Source organism: Bacillus sp. COPE52 (assembly GCF_003355115.1).
Lineage (GTDB): Bacteria > Bacillota > Bacilli > Bacillales > Bacillaceae_G > Bacillus_A > Bacillus_A toyonensis.
This window is the reverse complement of sequence record NZ_CP031292.1, coordinates 1,835,856-1,862,624: the sequence shown is the minus strand read 5'-3', so window position 1 is coordinate 1,862,624 and position 26,769 is coordinate 1,835,856. Positions and strand designations below refer to the sequence as shown.

The following is a 26,769-nucleotide window of genomic DNA, read 5'->3' as shown; positions in this document are numbered from 1 at the left end:
TTTATATTGTTTTCATTTACTAAAATTAAAAAGGATTGCAGAATGTTGGGAACCCTAAAGGGTTTCCCAACACTCTGGAAAAAGAGCCTACTATTTGTAGGCTCTTTCTTATACCTTACTTTTTACGACGTACTACAAAAACAAACGTACCTACCGAAGATACAATCGCTAAAACTGATAACACAATTGCTATTGCTTGCATATTACTTGTACCTTCATTTTTTACCACACTAGATACTTCTCCATGTTCTCCAGTTAAGGACGTACCTTTTGCAATTGTAGTAACTGAATGCGGTTTTTCAGCTTTCTCATCGCCTGTCCATTCAACAATTTCTCCGTCTTTATATTGTTGATACGCATCCCAGGCTATCTTTTGTTCTTTATCTGGGTTTTTAGCGACGAAAGTAAATCGTTGGAACTGACCAGATAAAATCCCTTCTCCTGTTGCTTCCCATACTACAGTTTTCACTTTTCCAGCATTATCTTTTTGCTCTTCCACTTTCCACCCTGGCACTGGTTCATACTGTTGAAACTCAACGCCGGACGGTATTTTCAATGTAACTTTTGTCGTTGCTACATTCTTTTCAACTGGTACTTTTATCGTGTAAGTCTCCCAAGAGTTAACATCCGAAGTTGCTGGCTTCACAGTGACGTGCGCACTTACAGGTAACGAAAAAATTCCCATTGCAATTATTGTTGCGATCATTGTTGTTCCTAATTTTTTTATACGTTTCATTTTCTATTAGCTCCTTTTTATCTATACCTTCTCTTTATCTGCCACCTACAATAAATTTATAATCCGTATCGAAGCTATCAAGAGATTTTGTTAACCCATGAACTTGTATATTCCAATTTCCTGTCATGTTAATATACATACCTTCCGCTTCATATTCTCCCGGTGAAATTGCTGAAACTTTAAATGAACCTTTACCCATATTCATATCTAACGATTGAGTCGTCAATACAATTTGTTCCATATTAGTAACAGGCTTTCCATTCTCATCCTTCAAAGTAATATGAAATGTATTCTGTCCTACCTTATTAGGGCTTACATGTAAAGTAAGTTCATATCCATTATCTAATTGTTTACTCTCTGTAAAAGGTCCAGTAGGAGGCATCGGCGGTGTTTGTACGTTTGTCATAAAAGCTACGATTATGAAAACGATAATTCCAATGATCAACTCTACTTTCAGCGTAGCGCCTAATCCTTGTCGGGTTCGCATTTTCCCTTTCACATAATGAATAATTCCCAATATCCCCATGAAAACGAATAAAAGTATCTTTGCTAATAATGCTAATCCATACTTCGTATCAAATAGGGAATGAATCGTGGGAATAAAAAATGTACTGTTAAAAAGACCCGTTAATACAATGACTATGACAGCACCTGTTGCCCATGGTGAAAAACGCTTAATTGCATCCCAATACTTCGTCCACTTGTCATCCTCTTTACGTAAAAGAAGAATAATCGATGATAGACCGCCAACCCATAACGAAGCTGCGAATAAATGTAGAAAGTCCATAACGACAGCAATGTCTTTAAACTTCAAACCAAATGCGTGACTATTAAAGGCTTTCATAACGAGTAACCCAATAAAAAGTAATATTGGAATGCTCCATACTTTAAACGATGAAAGTTTCTCACGCTTCAACGCAAAATAAGTAACAATGATAAGCACACTAATAAGAGCCATTTGAGTGATCCATACATAACCAAAAACAGATAGTTGCAATGTTTCTTTTAATAATAGTGGATCAAATGCTTCTAACCACGAAACATCAGCATTTATTTTCGCTTGCAACGGTAGATTGCATAGTAAGCTAATGAATATACCTATTAATGATATCCATATTATTCTCTTACTCCTTGAGTGAACTTCTATTGCATCCCCTTTATATATAATAAGATTAAAGAATAGAACTCCTAAAAATAGTGAGAAACTTGTATATAGAACCCCGCGTTCCATAATCATATCGATTTGCGGGACATACCCCATCTCTTCTACTTGTACATCATCTGCTCCCGCTTCGGCTAACCCAATCTGGAACGGAATAACTCCTTGAATTGGATGTCCATCAGCTGAAATAGCTTTCCATTGAATAGAATAGAGACCGTCTTTAAGATTCTCTTTTACCCCTGCCTCTAATAGTTTTTTGTTTCTTTTATCAATATGAGCATCCTTTAAATCTACTCTTTTACCTGAGGTATCTCTTACAAACAATGTATTAAAATGTGAAACTTGTATATCCTCATCAAATTCGATTTTCACGACAGTTGGTGCTTTCTTCAACGTTTCATTTTCAACAGGATTTGATTTCACAACATATGCATGAGCAGACGCGCTTTTTGGTATCAATATAATAAGCACACATGCTATTACTAGCCATGCCCCTAACCTTCTCATTACTTTCACACTCATTTCACTTCTTTCTTCTTCATCGCTACACTTTCATTACTTTATACTTCCTAGTTTGATTTTCTGACGAAATATTAACCTGATTAAGTATAAATTTCCATGCTATATAATACTTACTTTCTCCCCGCCTTTAAACTACTAATATAATAGTAACTACCCTAATTAAAACAACTTATATTTTTAAAGTCGATTGTAATTATATCATAAAATATATTTATGTAAGTTCCTTAAGAAGAAAAGTTCTCGTGAATCATTTGTGAAGAAAATGTGAAATACATAAAGTGAAACTTTAATTAGCCCTCACCAATAGAGCTTTTACGGGCAGTAAGACTCCTACAAATAGCGAGATAAATTAAAAGGTGTTACGTAATAACGTAACACCTTTTAAAAAATATCCTTCTTCTATTTCTCTTCCGGATAATCACAATACTCAATAATCGTTCCTTCTGTATCCGCTGGGTTCAGGTAAATTAATCGTCTACCATGTTTATTCATTCGAAGTGTATGCTCTAATGTTCGAATACCTTGTTCTTTTAATTCTTCTAAAGCCACATCTAAATCATCGACACGATACGCAACGTGGTGAACACCTTTCCCTTTTTGTTTTATAAAGCGTGCTATTGGCGACGTCGTATTATTCGTCGGTGCAAGTAGTTCAATTCTATCTCCATCCACTTCTATAATAGCAACTTCACTTTCCACACCTGGTGCTTCACTTACGTAACGATCTATTAATTTCCCTGATAGAACCTGTTCATAAAAACGTATCGTACTATCTATATCACGAACTGCGATTCCGATATGATCAATTGTTTTTTTCATTTTATTTCCCCTACTACTTTATTTTTTCTCATTATTAATAGTAACAAAAAAAGCTATAGAAACAAGTTCTATAACTTTTTTTATTTAACCTATTTTCTTATCCGCTCTAGTTGCTGGTTGAACTTGGTTTTTCACTTTTAAAACGCTAATGCCATATCCGATAAATCCACCGATAATCGCTGGGAAGATCCAGCCTAATCCTACTTCCTGCATCGGAAGGAATTTAGTGAACACTTGGCTTACTACTTCAATGTTAACTCCAGCTGCACTTAATCCATCGAATAAGCTGATGATAAATGTTACGATTAAGCTCACTTGATAAACTTCAGCTCTTCCTTTGAATAATGAATGGAAGAATGTTAAGAAAATCAATACGATTGCTAGTGGATAAATTGCTGTTAATACTGGAACAGAAACTGCGATTAATTGTGTTAATCCTACGTTTGCAACAATTGCACTAAATACACATAGCGTAATTGCAATTGCTTTATAAGGAATATTTGGGAATAACTTATGGAAGAATGAAGAACATGCTGATACAAGTCCCACACTAGTTGTCAAACAAGCAACTGTAATCATTAATCCTAATAATACTCCACCATATGATCCGAAATAGTAATTAGAAACTTTCGCTAATACTTCTCCGCCGTTCTCTAAATGTCCAAGCTTCGCAACACTTGAAGCTCCCATATAAGAAAGTGCTGTATAAATAATTGCTAAAATAGATGCTGCAATGATTGTCGCTTTTGCACAAACGACCATAATCTGTGTTTTCGTTTTCGCACCTTTTTCTTTAATTGCATTAATGATGATGATTCCGAATACGAATGATGCAAGCGTGTCCATTGTTAAGTATCCTTCTTGGAATCCTTTAAAGAATGCATGTGATGTATACCCTTCCACTGGTGCTTGCATATCTCCAATTGGATGAATAAAAGCAACGATTACTAAAATACCGATGAATGTCAATTTAATTGGCGTTAATATTTTTCCAACAATATCGACAATTTTCGCAGGATTTAGCGAAAAAAAACAAGTGATGCTAAAGAATATAATTGTGAAAAGAATTAAAGGTGTAGAACCTAATCCTTCTGGCATAAAAGGCTTAAGACCAATTTCATAAGAAACATTACCCGTTCTTGGTATTGCAAATAACGGACCGATTGCTAAGTATAAAACTGTTGTAAACACAATCCCGAATACTGGGTGAGCACGACTTGCTAATGACTGTAAATCATCTTTACCCGAAAAACCAAATGCTAGTACACCTAGTAATGGTAATCCAACACCTGTTACTAAAAATCCAGCGTTAGCAATCCATACATTCTCTCCTGCCGATTGACCTAGCATAGCTGGGAAAATTAAATTTCCGGCTCCAAAAAATAGTGCAAATAACATTAATCCAATAACTACTATGAACGAAAACGGTACTTTATTCGCCATAATATAACCCCCATTCAAATTTCCTTATCTCATTTTCCAATTTTAACTAATTGAATTTTCTGAATATTTAATTTAAGTATCAACTATTCTTGAACTCATTATAATTCGCTATATAATATTTTGCAATACTATTTTCAAACTTTTCTTTTATTTTATGAATATACATTTTTTAACATAGAATATAGACTAAAAAACCAACATGGTCATCCATGTTGGTTTTTCCATTTACTATCAGTAATTAAAATTTCGCAGCTACTTTTTTAACGTTTTCTAAACCTTCTTCAACAATTTGTTGTGAGCGATCTGGATATTGATTGTGTCCTTCAATTACCACTGTTTCTGGATTTGTAATTCCCCAGAATCCAAGTACAGTTGTTACATAATTAACCGCCATTTCCATGGGAGCCATTTGCTCTGAAGAATAATCTGAACCACGAGCACCTAGTACAACTACTTTCTTATCACCAGCTAAACCTTCCGGACCATTTGCTGTATATTTAAACGTTTTTCCAGCTTGAGAAAGGTATGAAATATACGTGATTAATGGTGCGGGTACTGTGAAGTTCCATAATGGGAACGCAAATACAACTTTATCAGCTTCTAAAAACTGATTTAAATATTGATCTACTGTTGCTACAGCCTTCTCTTCTTCAGCTGTTAACTCCATTCCTTGACTGCGTTTATATCCACCTGAAATTGCGATATTTCCGTAATAAGGAAGATCTAATGCAAATAAATCTAACTCTGTAATTTCTGTATTTGGGTTCGCTTCTTTATAAGTACTTACAAATGTTTCATACATTTTTGAACTAATTGCTTGCTCCGCTGGACGATCGTTTGCTTTTACAAATAATACTTTTGACATTGTTTTATTCTCCTCTACTTTCGTAATTTCTTCTTTTTTACCAAATAATGAGCTAAATAGTCCCATTTTCTTCACCTAATCTTTCTTTTCATATTCATTATTCATCATCATAAAAATTCTTATTCTAAGAAAAAGTTCCAATAGAGACCTTCATTTCAGGAATCTATAACTTTTTGTTATTTAATTACCTTATGTAAGTGATTGTAATATAGTCACTTACTTTAGTCAAGTAACTTTTAACAAAAAATAAAGTCTCGAATTGAAAATAATAATAAAACACCAAATACTACTTTATTACTTGTATAATTAACTTAGAGAGGGAAATTCATATTTAGAAAGGATTTATTCATGAGCACTATAGAAAAGATTCAAACTTTTATTATTCTATTTGCTGTTACATGCGGCATTGTACTCGGACAATTTAATATCATACATATGTATTCAGACAAATTTATTGTCCCCTTCTTATTTTTCATGCTATATGGATTATTCCTCAGCATCCCATTGAAAGAGATTAAAAACGGATTTCGCAATTTAAAATTTGCCGGAACAAGCCTTACCATTAATTTTTTATGGACGCCTTTCCTCGCCTGGGGATTAGGTGCATTATTTCTTTCAGATCACCCAGCACTTTGGGTTGGGTTTATAATGTTAATGGTTACTCCATGTACAGATTGGTACTTAATATTCACTGAAATAGCGAAAGGAAACGTAGCGCTTTCCACAGCGATTTTGCCTGTAAATTTAATTTTACAAGTATTATTGCTACCCGTTTATTTATTTTTATTTGCCGGTGTAATGAAGACTGTAGCGGCTTCTATTCTAATAGAAAGTATCGTAATCGTTATCGTCTTACCATTTTTACTTGCACATGCTACAAAATTCATTATGAATAAAATGAAAAAAGCTGAAACACTCGAGAATAAAATCATTCCGTTTTTCAGCTCTGCTCAAATTGTATTTTTAAGTTTAGCAATTGTAGCGATGTTTGCATCACAAGGTAAATATTTACTTCAAAATATGAATGTTGTGTTATTATTACTCATTCCTGTTCTATTGTTCTTCATCATTAATTTTTTACTAGGACAATTTATCGGGCGTATCCTGCATTTATCTTATAAAGATACAGTAAGTTTAAGCTTAACAACATTAGCAAGAAACTCGCCTGTTGCGCTCGCTATTGCTGTGACTGCTTTTCCAGACGAGCCTCTTATCGCACTTGCACTCGTTATTGGACCGTTAATTGAGTTACCAGTACTTGCTTTTGTTTCACAAGTGTTGTTACTTATTAAGAAAAAACGGCAATACGCATAATAAAAAGCGTCCCACTTTGGGACGTTTTTTATTGTCGAGAAATTATATACATGCAAAATTGAATTATCGGCTCTAAAAATTTTATACGTTATATAAGATTGACTTTTCGTTACATTAACAGATCCTCTTTAATTAAAAATGATAGGAAAAGTAAATATAACGAACGCTGACCAAAGTCCGTAGATTGGCAAATACTTCGTAACGGCATCTTGGATAGGTAAAGGTCCGGATTTATTTTGTAGAAAACGCATATAAGAGAGCATAATCCAAATTAGATTTGCCCAAATCAGTATATTTACTCCTAAAACAGCGAGTCTATTAGGCGTAATACCATAGGAAGAAAGTCTGAACACGATAGCTGACAAAGCCACACTGTCAATAATAAGCGCAAGAACAATTAAGACAAAATTTATATAATCTGAAATGTTCTTTTTCTCATCTGAGTCGCTCTCAACAATGGAAAATATAGTAACAGCCAATACAACAAGAAGTATTCCGTTGAAGACCATCAAGAAATTGCGGTCCAAAAATGGATTTTTCCCAACCCATATAACCGTTATAAGATAGATCAACAAGGTGATCAGGACAAGCGGACTAAAAATTTTAGCTATATAGGGGGTAATATTTTTAGCAAACTTAAGATTCATTGATACTAAGTATGCAGCCACAATAGCGAGAGCGGCAGCACCAAATAAAACAACATTACTAAAATAGAACTCTCCTATATCCAAGTCAACAAAACTAAATAACCGCATGGTGAATACTGCTAGTATCATTCCGCTAACTGCCATACTGGCGTAAAGAATACTATATTCCAAATTAAATTTAATATAAGCTAACCTTGTACTGCCTTTTGAATATTCATTTCCTGTAAACGCAATCCCTACCAATACCCATAAGAATATAGGAAGGTGTAAATAAGCAAGGATAATACTGTCTTTATCATTTAATGGCAGCATATTAAGATAAAGCCCAGAAATTAGGAACAACGCTGCAAGGGAATAAATAATACTTTTTTTCGGAGTATTATTGTAGACAAAATAGGCAGCAATAAAGGGGATTATACCAAAAGCCAGATTAATCGGAGCAATTGCTTCCTGTTCGACAAAGTGGAAAATGATTCTGGTGCTTAATCCGGCTAGAATAGCTAACATGCCCATGAATAAGAAACCCTTTTGAATCAAGGAGGGCTTTCTTGTATTTCCCTTCTCCTTGAAATGTAATCTTTCATACCAAATACCCAGAACCTGAGAATTCGGATTTTGTTCCCATGCTTGTGAGAATGACTTTTTAAAAGCTTTCGGGTCTTTTCTATACATTCTCTCCAACTCATGAGGGTTATCCATATTTTCAATAATCAAATTGTGACTGTTCATAGTTTTACCTCCTCTAATAAAAAACAACGTTGTTACCTTTTCCATAAAAAGCAACTCGCTTTTTTATTCTGATTTTGATTTTAATATAAATTTTATCGTTTTACAATAAATTTTTATTATTTAAGATAATATTTTTGTTGTATATTTTTATTCCAAGCAAAAACAAAAAGCATTCCTCATTCAAAGAAATGCTCTATAACTTTTTATAAACATCGGTGTAAGCTACAGTCAGTTTTGAAACTTCCTCAAGTAAAGAACTTTTTATCCCGGCTCAATTTTTCGTAAGATGTCTTTATTACTTGATTGAAGGCTATTTTTGCTTTGTTCATATCTCCTAATCAACCATTTCCCAAAATTGAGATGCTACTTTGGAAATTCTTTGATTTTTTAATTTTACTATTACAGGTTCTAAATGAAAATCAAATTGTTTCAATTCAAAAAGCGTTGTATGTTCTAAAAATGATGATGTGTAATCCATTCTTGGAATAACGGATAATCCTAGTCCTCTACTAACAAGTGCTACAACCATCCTTATATCTTTACACTCGATAATGAAATTTGGCTTGACTTGATGTTTATCAAACACCTTGAAAAGGTCTTCATTGAAGGAGAGTCCTTCCATTGCTCCTAGCATAATGAATGGGAACTGGGCAATCTGTTCAATCGTCACATGCTGTGATGAAAACGATGTTGCCCAACTTGATGGAATAATCACAGCGGTTGGTTGTTTTTTTAATATTTTCATCTCATATTGTTCACTATTGCCCAATCGTAAAAGTAAGGCAACATCAATTTCTCTTTGTTCTAGTTTTTTTAATAATTCTTCTGAATTTCCAGTTACTATTTTTATTTTGACATTAGGGTATTGTGTTCTAAACGTACTAACATAGTCAATGAGCATATTCGAACATGTAGACGATACACCGATATTTACTGTTCCGCCTATACCTTGTTCAATTTCTTGAATTTGCTGCTTTACATCTTGAATTTGCATTAACATTTGATTGGCATATTGGTATAGTATTTCACCTGTTGCTGTAAGCTCCCATTTTTGACGATATCGATGAATTAAAGTTGTGCCAAGATCAGTTTCAAGCTTTTTTAATAATTGGCTAAGCGGGGGCTGCGCGATATGGAGCACTTCTGCTGCTTTAGAAATGCTTCCTTGCTTCACAATTTCTTTAAAGTAATATAATTGCCTGAAATCCATTGTATCTCTCCATCATATGTTTTTTGATATGATTAGTTTATCATATATATATTTTTCATATGTCGAATTTGGCGTTATATTTAATTCTATAGCTATAGTCTTTATATTAATAATATTAACTAGAAAGTGAGAGATACTATGAATCATTGGAACAGAACCTTGAAGCGCATCTTCTTATACGTGCTCGGGTTGTTTTTTATGTCGATTGGCATTAGCATGTCGATTCAAGCAGGATTTGGTGTATCGCCTGTGTCATCATTAGCATATGCAAGTACGCTAACGATTGGTTTATCGATTGGTGTGACAATGGCGCTTGCAAATGTTTTATACATTATTATTCAAGTAATATTAAGTAAACGAATGGAGTTAAATGAATTTGTGAGTCAATTCATTATTTCGTTTTTATTTGGTTTTTTCATGGATGCAACGCTCTTCCTTGTCCAACTTTTCCCTGCACCTGAAACTCTCCTTGCTCGAAGTGTATATTTGATTGTTAGTTTATTTGTTATAGCGGTCGGTTTAATGGGCTATACAACAGCGAAACTACCATTAATGCCGTATGATGCATTAACTTATGCAATTAGTGAAAAATTTAATTTAAAATTCGGTAAAGCAAAGATTTTGAGCGATTTAATAAATATTTGTGTGGCTGGTGCAATCTGTATAATTTTCATTCAATCATTAGGCTCAATCGGAATCGGCACACTAATTGCCGCCTATTTTATCGGCAAAATTTTAGGGTGGATGATACCGTATTATCAACCACCTCTCCAACAATGGGTATTTAAAACAGAAAAGGCTGCCTAAGGAATCATAATAAAGTACAGGAAAAATAGATGAATCAAATTCCTCAACCGAAATCAAATAATGAATTTTGCACCTTACCAAGTGCCAGTCCACATTAGGAATGGCACTTCTTTATTACTGCCTTTTCTTTGACCTTCTATCACTTTGGGTAAATGATAAAACAAATATTGTATTAAAACTAAACTGCCGTTTAGTTAAAGAAGAATCTTTAAACTTTTTTATATTTTAAAAGACTTTATTGCTACTTAACACTATTTCATACCACCTTTTCAAACAATTATTTCAAATAAATTTTAGTGCTAGTATACAAAACCCTGTAAATATAAAATAAAAAAGCATGACATAAAATTGTCATGCTTTTTCTTTTCTATCTATATTTTCAAATCGAATACAGAACATTTTACTGGGGAAAGAGCTTTGTCACTTGTTGAAACTACTTAATTCTCAAACACAAAATTAATCTTATTATCTTTCCACTCTAACTTCGCATCAAACGTTTTCTCGCCCTTTTTAAAGCCTTTAATTAAATCGGTCTTCTCACCTTTTAAGAGCTTTGTCATATTCTTTTGCGAAATTGTTTTACTTAATATTTTCTTCGAGATGGTAAAGTCACATTGTGTTGTATTGTAATTGGAACAACCGTAAAACGTAGATTTATCAATTACATCACCATCGCATTTTTTACAACTTCCAACCTTTTTACCTGTCGTAAATTTCGATCCTTTTCGCTCAATCGATTCAACATGTAATCCAGTGAAATCCCATTTCTCCGACATTTCTACCGCATCTTCAATAATTTTAGCTGATAGCTTTTTCGTTTGTTCCATAAATGTAGCTGGTGAAGCGATACCTTCTCCGATTTCTGCAAGACGTTGTTCCCATTTTGCAGTCATTTCCGGTGAAGCTAGTATTTTGTCGCCGATTGCTGTAATTAATACTTTTCCCTTATCAGTCGCATACACTTGGTTTTTCTGCACATCTATATATTTACGGTCTTTCAGCATCGTAATGATGCCGGCACGAGTCGCTTCCGTACCTAAACCTTCTGTTTTCTTTAATACTTTCTCCAGCTCTTCATTCTCTAAATACTTACCTGCCGTTTTCATTAACGTAATGAGTTGTCCCTCTGTATAACGCTTCGGTGGCTGTGTTTTTCCTTCTTTCACTTTCACCTTTACAACTTTTCCTTGGTCACCTTCAGCTACAATTGGAAGAATCGTTTCGTCATCTTTATCGTCTTGGAAAATAACTTTACGCCAACCTTCTTGTATTTGCTGTTTTCCTTTCGAAATGAACGCAGCACGTTCGTCTACAAGAGTTGTAATTGTTGTGTAGTCAAAGATTGCTACTTCATAATGCGCCGCAATAAGTCTTCTTACGATCATATCGTAAATTTTCTTTTCATCGCCTGATAGTTTGCTTGGATTGGTAACTTGTTCTGTCGGAATAATTGCGTAGTGATCTGTAACTTTCTTTTCATTCACATAACGCTTATTGTTCATAATCGATTCAACCGGAGCCGGTAATAAACCTTTATATTCATCAAACTGACTTAATTTCTGTAAAATATCAGGGAACGTCGCTGCTTCTCCTTGTGTAACATAGTTAGAATCCGAACGTGGATAAGAAACTATCCCTTTTTGATATAGTGCTTGCGTTATATCAAGCGTCTTTTTCGGCGAAAATTTAAAAGCTTTATTTGCTGTCGCTTGCAGTGCTGATAAATTAAATAAAAGCGGCGGCTGAAACTCTTTACGCTCCGTTTTCATTTCCTTCACTTCTGCCGGTTTCCCTTGACAAAAAGCCGCAATTTTATTCGCCATATCAGGGTCTTTTAAGCGGGATTCATTATCCTTCTCCCATTTCCCATCATATTTCTTCCCTTCAATATTAAAGGTTGCGAACACTTCCCAAAACGGCTCTGACTTAAAGTCTTCAATTTCTTTCTCACGCTTTACGATTAATGCGAGTGTCGGTGTTTGTACACGTCCGGCGGAAAACACATCATTCATTCCCTTTTTCTTTAGCAAAATGCTAAAAACACGCGATGCATTCATACCAACAACCCAGTCGGCGCAAGATCTTGTATATGCTTCGTAATACGTATTAATCGTATCTGCTTCATCTAGTAAGTTTTTAAACCCTTGATAAATGGCTTGCTTTGTTAAAGATGAAATCCAAAGACGTTTCATCGGCTTTTGCACGTTACAAAGATTAATAATGTTTCGTACAATTAATTCCCCTTCGCGCCCAGCATCGCCTGCGTGAATAATTTCTGTTACCCCCGGATTATGTAACAGCTGTTTCACTACATTAAATTGCTTATACTTTGACTTTGTTACTTCAAATTGAAAACGTTCTGGAATCATCGGTAACGTATTAAGTGACCATTTTTTCCACTCTGCATGATAATGTTCTGGATTACATAACTGCGTCAAATGACCAATTGCCCATGTACAGTACGCTCCATTTGGAAATAACTCATTTGCTTCTACTTCTAAATATCCATCTTTTCGGCGATATTTAAACTGTGAAACAAGAGCCAAACCTTGATCTGGTTTCTCGGCAATAATTAATTTCATTGTATAACTCCCTATCTGTATTCCAGTGTTACTTTCATTGTATATATGTTTAGAAGCGATGATAAAACAACAATCTTATTTATCATTCGCGGGTCGCTCCCAAAAATGGGATAACTATAATATTATACGCTTTTTCTTTATTGCTTCACAATAGGGAGAGTTGCATTATCCAAGTATCCTCTCTTAATTCGTCTTTCGTAACATTGTAATTGGTATTTCTAGATTTCATGATTTTATAAATAATTCTAAATCTATTCACATCTAAATTAGCTACTACATTTCAAAAGATGAGATATCTTCTCTTTTCTATATGTCCTTGAAGTAAAAAAATGTGATTTGATATTACGATTAGTTCTCATATAAGAATCCGTCTCGCTCCAAACATAATTATGTTTGGAGCGAGACGGATTCATTTACTCAAGATTTTAAAATATGGGTTGAGGACTCTCCTAATCTATCCCATGCTGTGAATGCTCAATTAAAAGTAACAAAATTACATTTTTTAAATATCATACTTTTATTTCAAAGTTATACACGTTTAGTAAACCTTATGATCCGATACACAATTATTGCAGTAATCGAAATAATAAGAGCGGTTATCAAGCCAGATTCTCCAATCCAAATCTCTAATTGATAACCTGTAGTTGCACGTGCAAAAGGCCCTTGAATAATAGCATTCCAAGTGGTGTGGATGATAACCGACGGCCAAACACTACCTGTGATAAGTCGTAAATAAGCTGTAATATAACTGAATGGTACAATACAAAAATAGATGCCAAGTACAGAGAGAAAGACAGATGTTCCCTCTACATATAGACCAGCAATAACAATTGGGACATGCCATGTTGCCCATATTAATCCACTAATAAGGATTGGACGTGAAAATTCCGCATCGACTAGCCTTGTGAGCATATAACCCCGCCAACCCATCTCTTCTCCCATAACCGGGATTAAGTTAAGCAAGCTTCCTAAAATTCCGCTCAATACTACTATAAAAATGAAACGTAATGGTATCGGTAGATACTGAAGTCCAAGTATATTGTAGATAGGTTCTAGCATACCACCTTGTGGGAGCTGAAACCTCGCAAATCCGCTAAACCAGGCAATCGAATATGTAATTCCACATATTATCATAGGTATTATCAGGGCCAAAGCAATCCCCTTCCATATCTTTAAGTTATCTAGACTAAAAGATACATCTTTAAAGCCTTCTCGCAGTATGATACGAGTTAGAATAGAAGAAATTGCAGGAGTAAACATATATACCACAATTAGCGGCATGCTTTTCGTAATCATTATTACTACATTTAAAAGAATAGAAGTAATGAACAAAATACTTAAAAACAGTTGCAGTCCTTTTTTAGCACGTTGGACTTTATCCATATTGTGGAATGATTTTGCATGTAATATCATTGTAATCCGTCCTTCCCCTTTTATTAATTTGTTTATCTAATCAACTTCCTGTCATTTCGAGAAATACAACACAGAATGAAGATGTTTTTTCATATTGATTAATCAATCTCCCCCTCTTAAATTCATAATCTAGCCTTACTTACGATTCAATCATGTAATTATTCTTCATAAGTTGTCATAACCGATAGTACGAAACTGTAATGTTTAACCTATGACCTGTGTCAAATAATCTTGTGACAATATGTAACTAGAAAATATGATACGGAATAAATAAAAATTGAATTACGGCAATTGATTCGTGCAAGTACATGAATCAATATTGCTTTTGAAAATAATTCAATTGAGGTGAAAAAAATGAATAAAAAAAAGAGGTATTGTGGAATGGTTGCAATGGTTAGTACAGCTATATTAGTCGCAGGAGGTGGAGAAGTAGGAAAAGCACAAACAGTTGCAGTTGAAGATTCAGCTCAATCAATCCAAAAAAATATCGTTAAATCAATACAATCACAGGCGCATCCATTAAAAACGATAGAACCGTCAAAACCATTTGAGGATTTAAAACCACTTAAGAAAATGATTGGGAGCGCACAATATGTAGGATTAGGAGAGAATACTCATGGAAGCTCTGAAATTTTCACTATGAAGTTTCGACTTGTGAAATATTTGGTTACTGAGATGGGTTTTACAAATTTCACAATGGAAGAAGATTGGGGAAACGGATTAAAGTTAAATGAATATATACAAACAGGAAAAGGAAACCCTAGGGAGTTTTTGAAATTGTTATATCCTACTGATGAAATTATTGCCATGATTGAGTGGATGAAAGATTATAATGCTGATCCATCCAATAAAAAGAAAATCCAATTTATCGGACTTGACTTAAAAACAATGGACCAAAGTGTCTTTAATAAAGTAATTGATTATGTAAAGCAGCATCGACCAGATTTGCGGGCAGAAGTAGAAGAAAACTATAAAGATCTTTCTTCTTTCACTGGAGGTATACAGGAATATATGAATCTTGCTCCTGAAATGAAAGCAAAGTTCAAGGCAAACGCTGAGAAAGTAGCCCAATTACTAAAAGATGAGAAGGAACAGACAAACAAAGATGTAGGTTCATCCGAGTACATCTGGGTAAAAGCAACAGCGAATGCAATAGAGAAATTTACCACAATGCTGCTTTCTAATGACTACCCAAATGTAATAAAGCTACACGAGCAATACTTGGCCGATCATGCAATGTGGGCACAAGAGACATTCGGTGGTAAAACTATGGTATGGGCACACAATATTCATATGGCTAAAGGAATTATCGATGAGAAATTATACCCTGATGCTGCGGGGCAGTTTTTGAAGGAACGTTTAGACAATAATTATGTCACAATTGGTAGTACAACTACGGAGGGAAATTTCACTTTATACAGCGAATATAATCCTTCCACCGGAGGTAAGATTGCAACATCTACTATTCCACAAAATGTAAAAAGTTTCAATTACACCCTCGGAAAAGTACCATATAAAATGTTTTTATTGGATAACCGTCACCTTAAAGGACACGCAGAGAAATGGGTTAGAGCAAAAAGGCCATTACTAAGTATAGGGGGACAACTCCTCCCAGACGGTTCGTTATACTTTGATACTTCATTGCTTGAGCAATTCGATATTATTTTTCATATCCGAAAAACAAGTCCATCTCATATTAAATAAAAGTACAAAACAATCCCTTCTTGCTGATCCAAGAACGGGATTATTTTGTAGATGATTAATAAAATAACCTTGTTTTTAACTAAGAATAGGCTAATCCCCTTTTTATCATCATGTAAAAATGTCATATGACATTTTTACACTAGTGAGTTTGACAAAAAAAGCAGTATGATCCGGTTATTACATAGATAGGAGCGATGCACTTTATGAGATCAAGATTCATCCAGAATGGTTATTTTTTATTACTAACTTTCATTACAGGTTTGTTTTATTTTTGTTTTTACTTAATAGCTCTGCTATTCAGTTTCACCCTTTCATTTACGGTAGTTGGGATTCCATTAATTATACGCGTACTACAAACTACCACAACTTTTATCCAATTCGAGCGCATACAAACGAAAATTTATACTGATATTTCGACAGACTCTTACAATAGAAGTGTAACAACGGATACATCGGACTGGGCTCAAGTGAAATTAGGACTTACGGATCGCCGCACTTGGTCTGCTGTCTTTTGGTTAATGCAGAAATTTGTGATTGGCATTTTCAGTCTCATTAGTGCAATCATTTTTTATGTAATGCCACTTATGTTCCTGTTAACACCACTATTGTATCGATACATCGATATGAATATTATTTTCATACAGATAGATACTTTTCCAAAGTCACTCCTTATAATGTTTATGGGTATAGTGTTTACCGCCATAAGTATTAAAATGGTAGATGGTTTAACGAAAAAATTTGGAGGTTATACACGCAGTATGATTCAGCAACTAAATCGATAGAAGTTTGTAGTCTACGAATAGTAGGCAGTTTAAACTTAAAAATATAACAATGCAAGAAGGATTATTCTATAATATAGGAAATGAGAAAGAAGGCTACTTAGGGGGTAAATGAATTGTTTGATATGGTTAAATATTGGTTTTGGTATGATTGGATTATGTTAGGAATCCGTCTACTTGTTAGTGTGTCTACCATCCTAGCAACATTAAATTTTCAGGATGGTTTAACATTACCACTTTGGATTATTATTCTTTGGGAAATTATTGCCTTCTCTATTCCATGGGTAGCCTTGCTGTTCAATTACAAATATTACTTATTCACAGAAATATTGCTATATGGTGGACTATGTATATATTTAACCTCTTTATTTCCAGAAGCTTACAATATTTTTCTTATATCGGTGTTTCTTATCGCAGCAAATAGTAAGCATTTGTCCTATTATTGGACAGCTCCAACAACAGTTTTTGTAATAACCGGGATTTTCTATGCAGTTGCGCCAAGTAATAGCTATTGGATTATGGTCACCTACTACGGATTCGCTTATGTAATGGGATTCGCTTTCCATTTATTAATCATCAATCATAAACAAAATGAAGTAATTCGTAAACAAAACGCGGTACTTGAGCAATATATGTCTCAGATCGAACGCATTACACTGGCCGAAGAACGAAACAGGCTCTCTAGTGAGCTACATGATACAGTAGGCCACGCCTATACTTCCATTATTATGGGGATGGAAACGTTGCGAACCGATCTTGCTACCGAAATGGGTGTACAGAGGCTAGATTCCCTGCTTGAAATGGGACGTAAAAGCATCGAAGACGTGAGAGGTTACCTACATCAAATGGATCCTCAGTGTCAATCGCCTTCCTTGATTCAATCTCTACAAGATCTTGGAGCTGAATTTCAGGAGCACGCTCAGGTGGATGTAAGCTTCCGAACATTCGGAGAGGAATATCAACTGTCTCGACAAGCGAAGATAGCATTCATTCGTTGTTTACAAGAGTCCCTTACGAATGCGGTACGTCATGGTCAAGGGACTGAAATAATAGTTTCATTGCAGTTTGAACAACAATATACGAGATTAGAAGTGCAAGATAATGGAAAGGGAAATGTAGAATGGCAGGAAGGCTTCGGTATGAATACGATGAAAGAGCGGGCAATGAATTTGCAAGGTCAATTGTCTGTATATACAAAGCCAGAGGAAGGAATGCTTGTTACATGTACCATACCGCGACAAACTGAAATAAAAGATGGACTTATTCGTTTATTAATTGTCGACGACCAGCCATTTGTTCGGGAAAGTTTGAGTACACTACTCGACAGGTATGAAGATATAAATGTAGTCGGTTTGGCTGAAGATGGCGATCAAGCCATCGACTTGTGTGGGCGCCTTCAACCTCACGTTGTACTCATGGATTTAGATATGCAGCAAATGGATGGAGTCGAAGCGACAAAAAAAATTAAGCAACAATGGCCACATATCCGCGTATTGATTTTTACAACGTTTCAGGATACGAAACAGGCGTTAGACTCGCTTCGTAACGGTGCGGATGGTTTTTTACTTAAATCCATTGAAACGTTAGAGCTAGCTAATACGATCCGACTTATTCATGGCGGTGGGACGCTGATTGATCAGGGGATGTCTCACAAAATATTTGAGCAGTTTGATGAGCAAAACGAGACACCACAGTCAAAAGCAACTGCTTATGAACTAACAGCCAGAGAGATAGAAATATTGCAGCTAGTAGCAAAAGGACTTCGATACAATACGATAGCTTCAAGGCTATATTTATCGAATGGTACGGTCAGAAACTATGCTTCCTCGGCTTACACAAAGTTAGGAGTACGTAACAAGGAAGAAGCTGTCCAGAAGGCTCTGGAAATTGGAATTATCGAATGAGAAAACGGTTTGTTATTTCTTTAGAGCTAACTAAGCTGTAGTTACAAGATGCAGTAAGAAATAAGACTATATATTTAATTTCCCATCATTTTTGGTAGGCAATTTTGAATACGTTTATCCTGTTTTTAAATCTTTAAATAGCCTTACTACATTCAATATGCAGTAAGGCTATTATATTCTATATCAAAATTAAGCATCTTTTTTATTACTATATCGAAACTTGTTTCACATCTTTTCACCAGAAGCCAAACAATACTTCTCATACCTATTAAAGATCTTTATCTGTTTTTATGTAAGAAATTGAAGAGACGAAATAATATCTTTGTTCATTCTTTGGCTTCTTTTTGTAAAGAATAATAGATAAGTAGAAAGTAATCTTTTATGATATAAATCACTTTATATTCGCTTCATTCTCGTTTCTTCTTTTGGAGGAGTAATTGGCGTATTTGAAACATGGCGGAGGCACAAAGAAGGGTGCTAATTTTATTTCGATCTTCCTTGCACCCAAGTAGCAATATCATTTATTACATACTCAGGGATATTGGCAGGACTATAATATTCATCCGGTTTACTTAATTCTCCATCTCCTTCTGTAAAGAAGTGATTTAACTTTGGATATAGTCGATAATCAACGTTATCTCGTTCTTTTAATTGTTCTTTCCATAGAGGAATTTCGATTTTTGATTGAACTTGATAGTCTCTTTCTCCTTGAATAATTAGAAGCGGTGTCTTTTGTTCTTTTGACATTTCTGCTGCTTTAACTTTACGAATAGAATCCCAAAATACTGCTGATCCTAAATAAAAACCTTTTGGAGGATTCTGACTAGAGAAGTTGGGATCATTTAATAATTCAAATTGCGATTTGTAAAATTTATATTCATCCGGTTTCATTGCTCCAATAGAAAAAAGATACTCAAATTGATCTAAAACAACATCTTGAATCGTACGGGCTGGTCCTCCCATCACAATCGCCCCAGCAATATTTTGATTTTGGTCTTTTTCAATCATTTTCGGAAGCATCATTCCACCTTGACTATGACCAAGAATATAAATTTGATTCTTATCTATCAGAGGTTCATTTTTAAGAAAATGAGTCACAAGAAGAGCATCATCTGTTGTCTCTTTATCCACTGTATAAAAAGGACTGGATTGTGTTTTCAATCCATGTTCATAAGTTCGTTTATTATAGCGAAGGACAGCAATTCCTTTCGATGCAAGACCTTCAGCTAAATCGCGAAATGGTTTTAAAGCAAACGCTGTTTCATCCTGATCGGTTGCTCCAGATCCTTGAACAAGAATAACCGCTGGGAAAGGACCCTTCCCCTTCGGAACAGACAATGTTCCTGGTAATGGAAACGCACCACTTCCAACCACTACTTCTTTATCAACAAAGGATTCAGGCTTACTATATGACGGACGCTCTGCAACTGGACTAAACGACATACTAAGTTGAAAATCATCTATTTTTCCAGATGGATCTAGCTTAATTAATAAAGGTACTGTAAATTGTTCAAAAACTAATTTAATCTCTACATTTGTATGAACAGAATTTGTCTCTTTTTGTGTTACCCCTCCAATCTCCATAAAAGAACCTGCTTGTAATTGCGCAGGGAGTCCCTTCCAATAACTCTTCAGCCATTCTTCGGATATTACTTTCTGTAATGATCGAGAAGTTAAATCAATTGCAGATTTATAGTCTTCTGTATCCATATAACGGATAAATGAAAGGGTAGTAGCTATAACAGGATTTTCACTTTCAGTATTGTCTATTTTTTTTATATTGTTGTTTGTTTCCTTTAATGTCGAAATAAATTGGTGATTGAACGGATTTTTATATGTACCAGGATATAAGCTTGATTTTAATACATCCGTATTCCGTCCCTCATACAAACTTGAATCATTCACAAAATTTTCAGGTGAAATTACTTCCTCTGCATATGAAACTGAAGGAATAGCTATTGTACAAATTGCACTAACAAGTAATAACCTATTCCCTATCCTTCTTTTCGTGCTCATATTTATTGATTCTCCTTTCGAAATTAAATTTTTTATACAGCTTGCCCTGTACTATAAGAAAAATTAAAATTATCAAAGAGATTAATAGTCTACTTTACGATCCCCCCTAACAGATTAAAAAGCTACTATAAACAAACTTCAATAAAAAATGCCTTCTCCCTCTTTTTTTGACTGGATTTTTGAGTGGCATGGAAGGACCAAGCTGAATCACATGTAGCCGACCAAAGGTATACAGGTAAACTAGCATCCAAGAACAGTGCATATAAAATCTCAGTAGAAATGTTCTTTTGGATTTCATTTTTCTTGTTATTTGACTAATAAAAAGAGAGCACCTCTCAGTAAGTGCTCTCTCGTAAAAAGTATCAGTCATTCTATTCGCAATGCGCATTATCTATAAGGTTTTTTAATGTATAATTTCTATATAAGGGATATCGCCACATACCTATTAAGCTAAGATTTTACAGTCCCCCCATTTTATGCACCGTTGACTACTGATTTAAAATGTACATTCCTTTTGTTTACTAGTGGTTCGCTTATCTAACCTAAAGATAAGTATGTGGTCCTTTTACAATTTGAACTTCTTTTTAAGCTTCTTATATTTTCTATATGAACGTCTCACAATGTTTAACATGAAATACGGTATTTTAACAGGGAGAGGCAATTTATAAATGAAAGGCAAGTAAAATGTAAAATATGCCTTTTCTAGATCTCTCCACTTACTATCTTCTTTTGTTTTTAAGAAATCAGATACATCGACTACATATCCCCTTCCGTTTTCCATCATCACATTTTTCCCGTGAACATCACAAGGAGTTAATCCTTGTTCTCTTGCATACTCTAAAGCTTCATTGATATCGAGGATTACCTGCTTAGGAATTTTAATCCCCTTATGAATAGCATCGTATAAGGTAATTTCTTTTAAACGTTTCAATACTATGAAATTTTCTCCTTTATATATAAGCCTCGAATAAGAAGGATGATTTCCGATTCTTCGGTATACTTCTGACTCTTTTTCAATTCCTTCTCCTTTTCGAGCATAAACTTTCACTACCCAACCTTTGTGTTCTTTGTGCATAAATACCGCGGCATAATTACCTGTCCCTAAACACTTCCAAAGTCTAGGAATATCTTTAACTACTACAGGCTCGAATTCATCCTCACTTCTTATGCTTACCTCTTTTAATAATTCGTCCTTTATCAATCCCACAAAACTATTTATACTCATCATTTCCACTCCGTTTTTGCTAAAAGGGGTCCCACCCCATCGCTATTAAGCTAAGAAAATACAACTACTCCAGAACGAGATTTTGTCCTAACTTGTAATAAAAATAAATCCTATTGCGATAAAAGACAATAATTTTTCGTTCTGGGGACACCATAAATATTAACTTTATAACAGTGGGCTAGTTTAAAATTGCATCAAAAACCTAATTGAAATTAAATCAGGAATGTTATTTAAACCGATTTTAACCTGCTAATTTGCAGGTGAACTATTTTCTATTTCATAACAATCTACCAGTATTTCTTTTAAATATTCCTTATATTTGGAGCGTAGCATTTCCGGAGAAATGATTTTAATTTCTTTATCGAAAGACAAAAAATACTGAACCAGAAAATCCATCTCCTTTTCTCCAAAAGTCACAATAATGTATTTGTTTTGTTATTCTTCTTGAAGAGACATGTTATCGTAAATGCGTTTATAGAATTGTTCAACCCCTTTCTCACTAACTTTAAAAGAAAAAGGTCGTTGTGTATTGAATTGTTTTCTATATAACGAACTAATTGTCTCTTCAGTAAAAGGAATGCTTTCCTTATCTTCATACTTTGTATATTGAATATAGTCACAACGGAAATTTCGAAATTCTTTTTTGTCTAAATCCCAACTAAAGCAATACCAATTTCCATTTGTGATTAATAATCTTAAGGGTTGAATGATTCTTGAATTGTTGCCATAGCGACAATCATTAATTTCTATTACCTTTTTATTCAGTATGGCAGAGAAGAGTTCTTCTCAAAAGTACGACTCCTTTTTTTGATTTATTCCTACAAATTGGATAACTTGATTTGCCTAATGAACTACCTCTTTTTGCCTCTTTGGGGTCCCATATCAAAAAAAGAAAATTGTACATTTGGACACAATTTAGACGCAAAATATCCAATTCCTTGTACGATAGGGAATCGGATATTTATTTTACTGTTTTATATAGTGTACAATTTCTCGCTTACGAGGTCTGTGTAGCAACCGAACCAAATCTTACTTTAAGTATTAGTGGACATCAAAAATAGTAATGACTAATCCAGATTAACATCCATCCGATTCACAATTACATATACCAATATGTTAAATAGCTAAATAATACAAACGGTATGAAGTGAATTTCTACTCTTTTCATACCGTTTTAAATTTGTTTATAAGTTTCATACGAAATTCGTGGAAAGATGGCAGCATCTCTTTATAAACAAGGATCAAAAGTTACCATACCTGACAACGGAAATATTAATGTAACTCTAGTTCCTTTATTCACTTCAGATTCAATGCCAATTTTCATTCCTAATTTTGAGCACAGTTTTTCGCATAGATACAAACCCATTCCTGTACTTTTGCTAAATCTCCTTCCATTCTCTCCAGTAAATCCTTTTTCAAAAACTCTATTTATATCTTTAGTTATTATCCCTACTCCATTATCTTCTATAGTTAGTATTACTGAGTTAGTTTTCTTAATTGTGTATATACGTATCATTTGTTCTTTGTTATTTGAGTACTTTATAGAATTTCCTATTATTTGATTAATAATAAATTCAACCCATTTTCCATCACTATATACAATCTCATCAATATCCTGTATATCTAATTTTATTCTCTTATGAATAAAATCTCTATAATTTCTTCTAATTACAGTTCTTACTACATCATCAAGGTTGATACGTACAGATTTTAAATTCGGATGGTTTGCTAGCGTTTCGTTAAAGTGTTGGTCGTACGCTTTATAGGAAAAGCCCTAATTTACTTCTTCATATTCCTTCATAATTTTATAAAAGGTGTTTTTCTTTAGTTCTAACATTTCCATAAATATAACAACAGTTATTTCTCTATTCTTCCATTTTGAATGAGTTTCCTCTATGTATGTATAATTATATGTTTTATATCGCTTTAAAGGATATTTCTACATTTCTATTAAAAAATCTTTAATGGGCGCCAAACTTTAAAATAAAAGTCATAATTACTCCAAAAATAAAGGAAGACATACAAGAGGTACCGCCCATGCATATCAACTTAAGAAATTGATTGTTCCCCAAAACAAAAAAACACTACATTCTCATAAATAACTGTTGTAGTGATATGAATTTTTCATTTTGGGATACTTTAAAATATTAGCTTGATAGGTATGGGACAACAGTCTAATATGCTTGAATTATAATCAGTGTAAGTAGCTAAAAAAGTAATTGCTGGAATAGAAGTTAAGCATATGATCAAAAAAGGACAAACTCTCCAAGGTGAGAAATTTGTCCAAAACCATAATCTATTTGATTTCACAATATAAAATTCGATTCCGCTAGCAATCTTTCTTTTTTCATATCTCACGATTTTCACATGAGAACCCAAAATAGTGGATTAGAATAATGATTTAATACTTGCTAGTACAGTAAGGATACCTATAATAATGACAAATACATTGCTCGCTTTCCCTTTGTATTTAGCTAGTACCGGTACTTTATAGATCGCATACATCGGTAATAGACATAAGATAGCGGCTACTAACGGACCGCTAAGAGCATCAATAAGTCCAAGAATACTTGGATTTGCATAAGCAACATACCAACATGTTAATACGACAAAAGTAAGGATGATTGTCTTAACTGTTTTTTCTCCTATATCTTTCCCACGTGTTTGACTGGACTTGATAATCATATCACGCATTACTTCATATGCTCCTATATAGTGTCCAAGGAAAGACTTTGTTATGGCCGTAAAAGCAATGATAGGAGCTGCAATAGTAATTACAGGCGAATTAAGCTCATTAGCAAGATATGACAAGATTGATAAGTTCTGTTCTTTTGCCATCATGAGATCATTTGGAGTCAAACTTAAGGTACTGCTCCAAACAAAGAACATAACAACAGAGAATGTCATAATATAACAAACTTTTTGTATTTGAGCACACTTGGCATTAGTAGCTTCTATTCCATAGGTAGCTCTTTGTTTCATAACAAATGATGAAATCATTGGAGAATGATTAAACGAGAATACGATGATTGGTAGAATCATCAATATCGTTCCAAAATATCCTGTTCCTGTTGAAGCAGTAGAAACATTTGAAAAACTAAGCATTGACGTATTCCACTGTGGAATCAAAGATATTGCGATAAAAAGTAAAGAAGCTATGAAAGGATATACTAGCATGCTCATTATTTTCACAGTGATATCTTGACCAAAATTTAGTATAGCGATAAGACCAAGTACTAATACAAGCGATAAAATGGCCCTTGGAGGTTCTGGCATATGCAATTGATGCACGATAAAACTACTTGCAGTATTTGTAAGTGCAACCGAATACATCAGCACGATCGTATAAATTGAAACAAAATATACTATGTTAAAAATAATACTTGCCTTATTTCCGAAATACTCTCTTATTGTCCCTGTTATCCCCTCATCAGCAGAATTAGAAGCGTAAATCATTTTAGCAAGCGCCCTATGTGAGTAATACATTACAGGGTATGCTAGTATGGTAATTAGTAGTAATGATAATAAACCACCTGAACCTGCATTAATAGGTAAAAAGAGTACTCCTGCTCCAATTGCTGTTCCAAAAAGGCTCAATGCCCAGGTAGTATCCTGCTTATTCCATTTTTTAGGATCTGGATATTTATCATTTTTTACTGCAGTATTATCAGCTTGAAATTCTATGTTTTTTGCAGTATTCCCATTCATATAATACTTCCTCCTTGTGTCCTATTCTTACGTCTCTTTTTAGACTTAGGAATATAGATCGTTCTTGAAAAATGAATTGCTTAAAAAGTGCGCCACATCGTTTATCCTTCTTCTCATTTGACCAAAATCAAAAATTCCACTAGTCATCAACCTGATGGGTTTGTTACCACTTACAAAATATTTCAATTATATAGTAGTATATTTTAGTGGTAATTCCCCCAATATACAGACATGCTTAGGCGAACAATAGAGAATAAATTTGTTAAATTTTTCACAATGTATCCGATAACTGTTCATTGATCTAATTGTTTCTCTCCAAAGATTTTATTTTTAATGGAAATCCCTGTAGGTGTAGAGGCAATTCCGCCTAAACCTGTCTCTCTTAACTCGCGAGGCATTTGTCTTCCAACTCTATACATCGCTTCAATAACTTCATCAGCACTGATGAGATTGTTTACGCTGGCTAATGCGATATCCGCTGCCGCTAAAGCATTTGCCGTTCCAATGGCGTTTCTCTTTACACAAGGAATTTCTACCAAACCAGCGACCGGATCACACACTAAACCAAGTAAATTTTGTAATGCGGTTGAGAAAGCTTCAGAAGATTGTTGTGGTGTTCCTCCGGCAGCTTCTACCGCTGCTGCAGCCGCCATTGCTGAGGCACTGCCCACTTCAGCTTGACATCCTCCGTACGCTCCTGAAATACAAGCGTTGTTTGCGACTATCGTTCCAAATAACGCTGAAGTGAATAGAAAATGAATCATATCTTTATGACTTAACTGCAACGTATCTTTAATACTAAATAAGACTCCCGGGATTGTCCCACTCGCACCTGCTGTTGGAGTTGCACAAATAGCTCCTAATGCAGCATTTACTTCATTAACACCGATAGCACTTTGAATCCCTAGCACCATCAAATCGCCAGAAAGAGTTTTCCTATTTTCTCGATAATTTTTAATCTTAACAGCATCACCTCCGGTTAAACCGGTTGGAGAAAATACCCCGTCGCCCTCGATACTTTTATTTATGGCATTTTCCATAGTCGCTAAATTCCGTTCCATTTTACTCCAAACTTCTTCATAAGAAGTTTTAGTTTGTTTGATTTCCTGTTCCATTGCTAATTCATAAATTGGCTTTTGGCTTTTATTAGCTGCATCCACAATTTCTTTTATGGTCATATACAT

At 34.4% G+C, this 26,769-nt stretch carries 18 protein-coding genes and 4 pseudogenes; 6 read left to right on the top strand and 16 right to left on the bottom strand.

Annotation, left to right across the window (positions count from 1 at the left end; genetic code table 11):
* Positions 1–115: 115 nt before the first annotated feature.
* The 5 genes from DPQ31_RS09385 to DPQ31_RS09365 all read right to left on the bottom strand — a co-directional run bounded on the left by DPQ31_RS09385 (position 116) and on the right by DPQ31_RS09365 (position 5,613).
* Positions 116–736, bottom strand: coding sequence for a YcnI family copper-binding membrane protein (locus DPQ31_RS09385; RefSeq protein ID WP_070173026.1), 621 nt, complete (start codon positions 734–736; stop codon positions 116–118).
* Between the two features lie 34 nt (positions 737–770).
* Positions 771–2,420: a copper resistance CopC/CopD family protein gene (locus DPQ31_RS09380; protein WP_208731820.1), complete on the bottom strand. Its 1,650-nt coding sequence runs from the start codon at positions 2,418–2,420 to the stop codon at positions 771–773.
* A gap of 399 nt (positions 2,421–2,819) precedes the next feature.
* On the bottom strand, positions 2,820–3,239 hold the full coding sequence (locus DPQ31_RS09375; protein WP_000750859.1) for a VOC family protein: 420 nt from the start codon (positions 3,237–3,239) through the stop codon (positions 2,820–2,822).
* Positions 3,240–3,323: 84 nt separating this feature from the next.
* Positions 3,324–4,682 (bottom strand): branched-chain amino acid transport system II carrier protein, encoded by a 1,359-nt coding sequence (gene brnQ, locus DPQ31_RS09370; protein ID WP_087970024.1) that lies wholly within the window; start codon positions 4,680–4,682, stop codon positions 3,324–3,326.
* Between the two features lie 238 nt (positions 4,683–4,920).
* Positions 4,921–5,613: an FMN-dependent NADH-azoreductase gene (locus DPQ31_RS09365; RefSeq protein ID WP_000522498.1), complete on the bottom strand. Its 693-nt coding sequence runs from the start codon at positions 5,611–5,613 to the stop codon at positions 4,921–4,923.
* A gap of 282 nt (positions 5,614–5,895) precedes the next feature.
* Between DPQ31_RS09365 and DPQ31_RS09360 the strand changes: the two genes are divergently transcribed.
* Positions 5,896–6,861, top strand: a complete 966-nt coding sequence (locus DPQ31_RS09360; protein WP_199631563.1) for an arsenic resistance protein — start codon at positions 5,896–5,898, stop codon at positions 6,859–6,861.
* A gap of 128 nt (positions 6,862–6,989) precedes the next feature.
* Here DPQ31_RS09360 and DPQ31_RS09355 read toward each other — a convergent pair whose 3' ends face one another.
* Together DPQ31_RS09355 and DPQ31_RS09350 are read right to left on the bottom strand one after the other, a co-directional pair.
* Positions 6,990–8,237 carry a DUF4153 domain-containing protein gene (locus DPQ31_RS09355; RefSeq protein ID WP_087970022.1) on the bottom strand — a complete coding sequence of 416 codons (1,248 nt, stop codon included), beginning with the start codon at positions 8,235–8,237 and terminating at the stop codon, positions 6,990–6,992.
* A 334-nt stretch (positions 8,238–8,571) separates the two neighbouring features.
* Positions 8,572–9,447: a LysR family transcriptional regulator gene (locus DPQ31_RS09350; RefSeq protein ID WP_087970021.1), complete on the bottom strand. Its 876-nt coding sequence runs from the start codon at positions 9,445–9,447 to the stop codon at positions 8,572–8,574.
* A 138-nt stretch (positions 9,448–9,585) separates the two neighbouring features.
* Between DPQ31_RS09350 and DPQ31_RS09345 the strand changes: the two genes are divergently transcribed.
* On the top strand, positions 9,586–10,254 hold the full coding sequence (locus DPQ31_RS09345) for a YczE/YyaS/YitT family protein (protein WP_087970020.1): 669 nt from the start codon (positions 9,586–9,588) through the stop codon (positions 10,252–10,254).
* Positions 10,255–10,691: 437 nt separating this feature from the next.
* Here DPQ31_RS09345 and topB read toward each other — a convergent pair whose 3' ends face one another.
* Positions 10,692–12,836, bottom strand: a complete 2,145-nt coding sequence (topB, locus tag DPQ31_RS09340; protein WP_208731819.1) for a DNA topoisomerase III — start codon at positions 12,834–12,836, stop codon at positions 10,692–10,694.
* A 528-nt stretch (positions 12,837–13,364) separates the two neighbouring features.
* Positions 13,365–14,249, bottom strand: a complete 885-nt coding sequence (locus tag DPQ31_RS09335) for a CPBP family intramembrane glutamic endopeptidase (protein WP_000600477.1) — start codon at positions 14,247–14,249, stop codon at positions 13,365–13,367.
* Between the two features lie 381 nt (positions 14,250–14,630).
* On the opposite strand from DPQ31_RS09335, the gene DPQ31_RS09330 reads away from it, so the two are divergent.
* The 3 genes from DPQ31_RS09330 (at position 14,631) to DPQ31_RS09320 (ending at position 18,636) form a co-directional block, all read left to right on the top strand.
* A complete protein-coding gene (locus DPQ31_RS09330; protein WP_395935006.1) occupies positions 14,631–15,953 on the top strand; it encodes an erythromycin esterase family protein in 1,323 nt (440 codons plus the stop codon).
* Positions 15,954–16,156: 203 nt separating this feature from the next.
* Positions 16,157–16,735 (top strand): sensor domain-containing protein, encoded by a 579-nt coding sequence (locus DPQ31_RS09325; RefSeq protein ID WP_208731817.1) that lies wholly within the window; start codon positions 16,157–16,159, stop codon positions 16,733–16,735.
* A gap of 113 nt (positions 16,736–16,848) precedes the next feature.
* On the top strand, positions 16,849–18,636 hold the full coding sequence (locus tag DPQ31_RS09320; RefSeq protein ID WP_208731816.1) for a helix-turn-helix transcriptional regulator: 1,788 nt from the start codon (positions 16,849–16,851) through the stop codon (positions 18,634–18,636).
* A gap of 329 nt (positions 18,637–18,965) precedes the next feature.
* Here the strand turns inward: DPQ31_RS09320 and DPQ31_RS09315 are convergent.
* The 5 genes and pseudogenes from DPQ31_RS09315 to DPQ31_RS09295 all read right to left on the bottom strand — a co-directional run.
* Positions 18,966–19,118: pseudogene (locus tag DPQ31_RS09315) on the bottom strand (IS4 family transposase); the annotation flags it as partial.
* A gap of 1 nt (position 19,119) precedes the next feature.
* Positions 19,120–20,652 (bottom strand): alpha/beta hydrolase, encoded by a 1,533-nt coding sequence (locus DPQ31_RS09310; RefSeq protein ID WP_199631565.1) that lies wholly within the window; start codon positions 20,650–20,652, stop codon positions 19,120–19,122.
* Between the two features lie 565 nt (positions 20,653–21,217).
* Positions 21,218–21,877, bottom strand: a complete 660-nt coding sequence (locus tag DPQ31_RS09305) for a protein kinase family protein (protein ID WP_000026521.1) — start codon at positions 21,875–21,877, stop codon at positions 21,218–21,220.
* Positions 21,878–22,312: 435 nt separating this feature from the next.
* Positions 22,313–22,648, bottom strand: a pseudogene (locus DPQ31_RS29280) (WYL domain-containing protein); the annotation flags it as partial.
* 457 nt (positions 22,649–23,105) lie between these two features.
* Positions 23,106–23,576, bottom strand: a pseudogene (locus DPQ31_RS09295) (ATP-binding protein); the annotation flags it as partial.
* A gap of 507 nt (positions 23,577–24,083) precedes the next feature.
* On the opposite strand from DPQ31_RS09295, the pseudogene DPQ31_RS29825 reads away from it, so the two are divergent.
* Positions 24,084–24,194, top strand: a pseudogene (locus DPQ31_RS29825) (IS6 family transposase); the annotation flags it as partial.
* A gap of 71 nt (positions 24,195–24,265) precedes the next feature.
* Here DPQ31_RS29825 and DPQ31_RS09290 read toward each other — a convergent pair.
* Positions 24,266–25,585 carry an aromatic amino acid transport family protein gene (locus DPQ31_RS09290; RefSeq protein WP_087970015.1) on the bottom strand — a complete coding sequence of 440 codons (1,320 nt, stop codon included), beginning with the start codon at positions 25,583–25,585 and terminating at the stop codon, positions 24,266–24,268.
* A 293-nt stretch (positions 25,586–25,878) separates the two neighbouring features.
* On the bottom strand, positions 25,879–26,769 hold the full coding sequence (gene sdaAA / locus DPQ31_RS09285) for an L-serine ammonia-lyase, iron-sulfur-dependent, subunit alpha (RefSeq protein ID WP_087970014.1): 891 nt from the start codon (positions 26,767–26,769) through the stop codon (positions 25,879–25,881).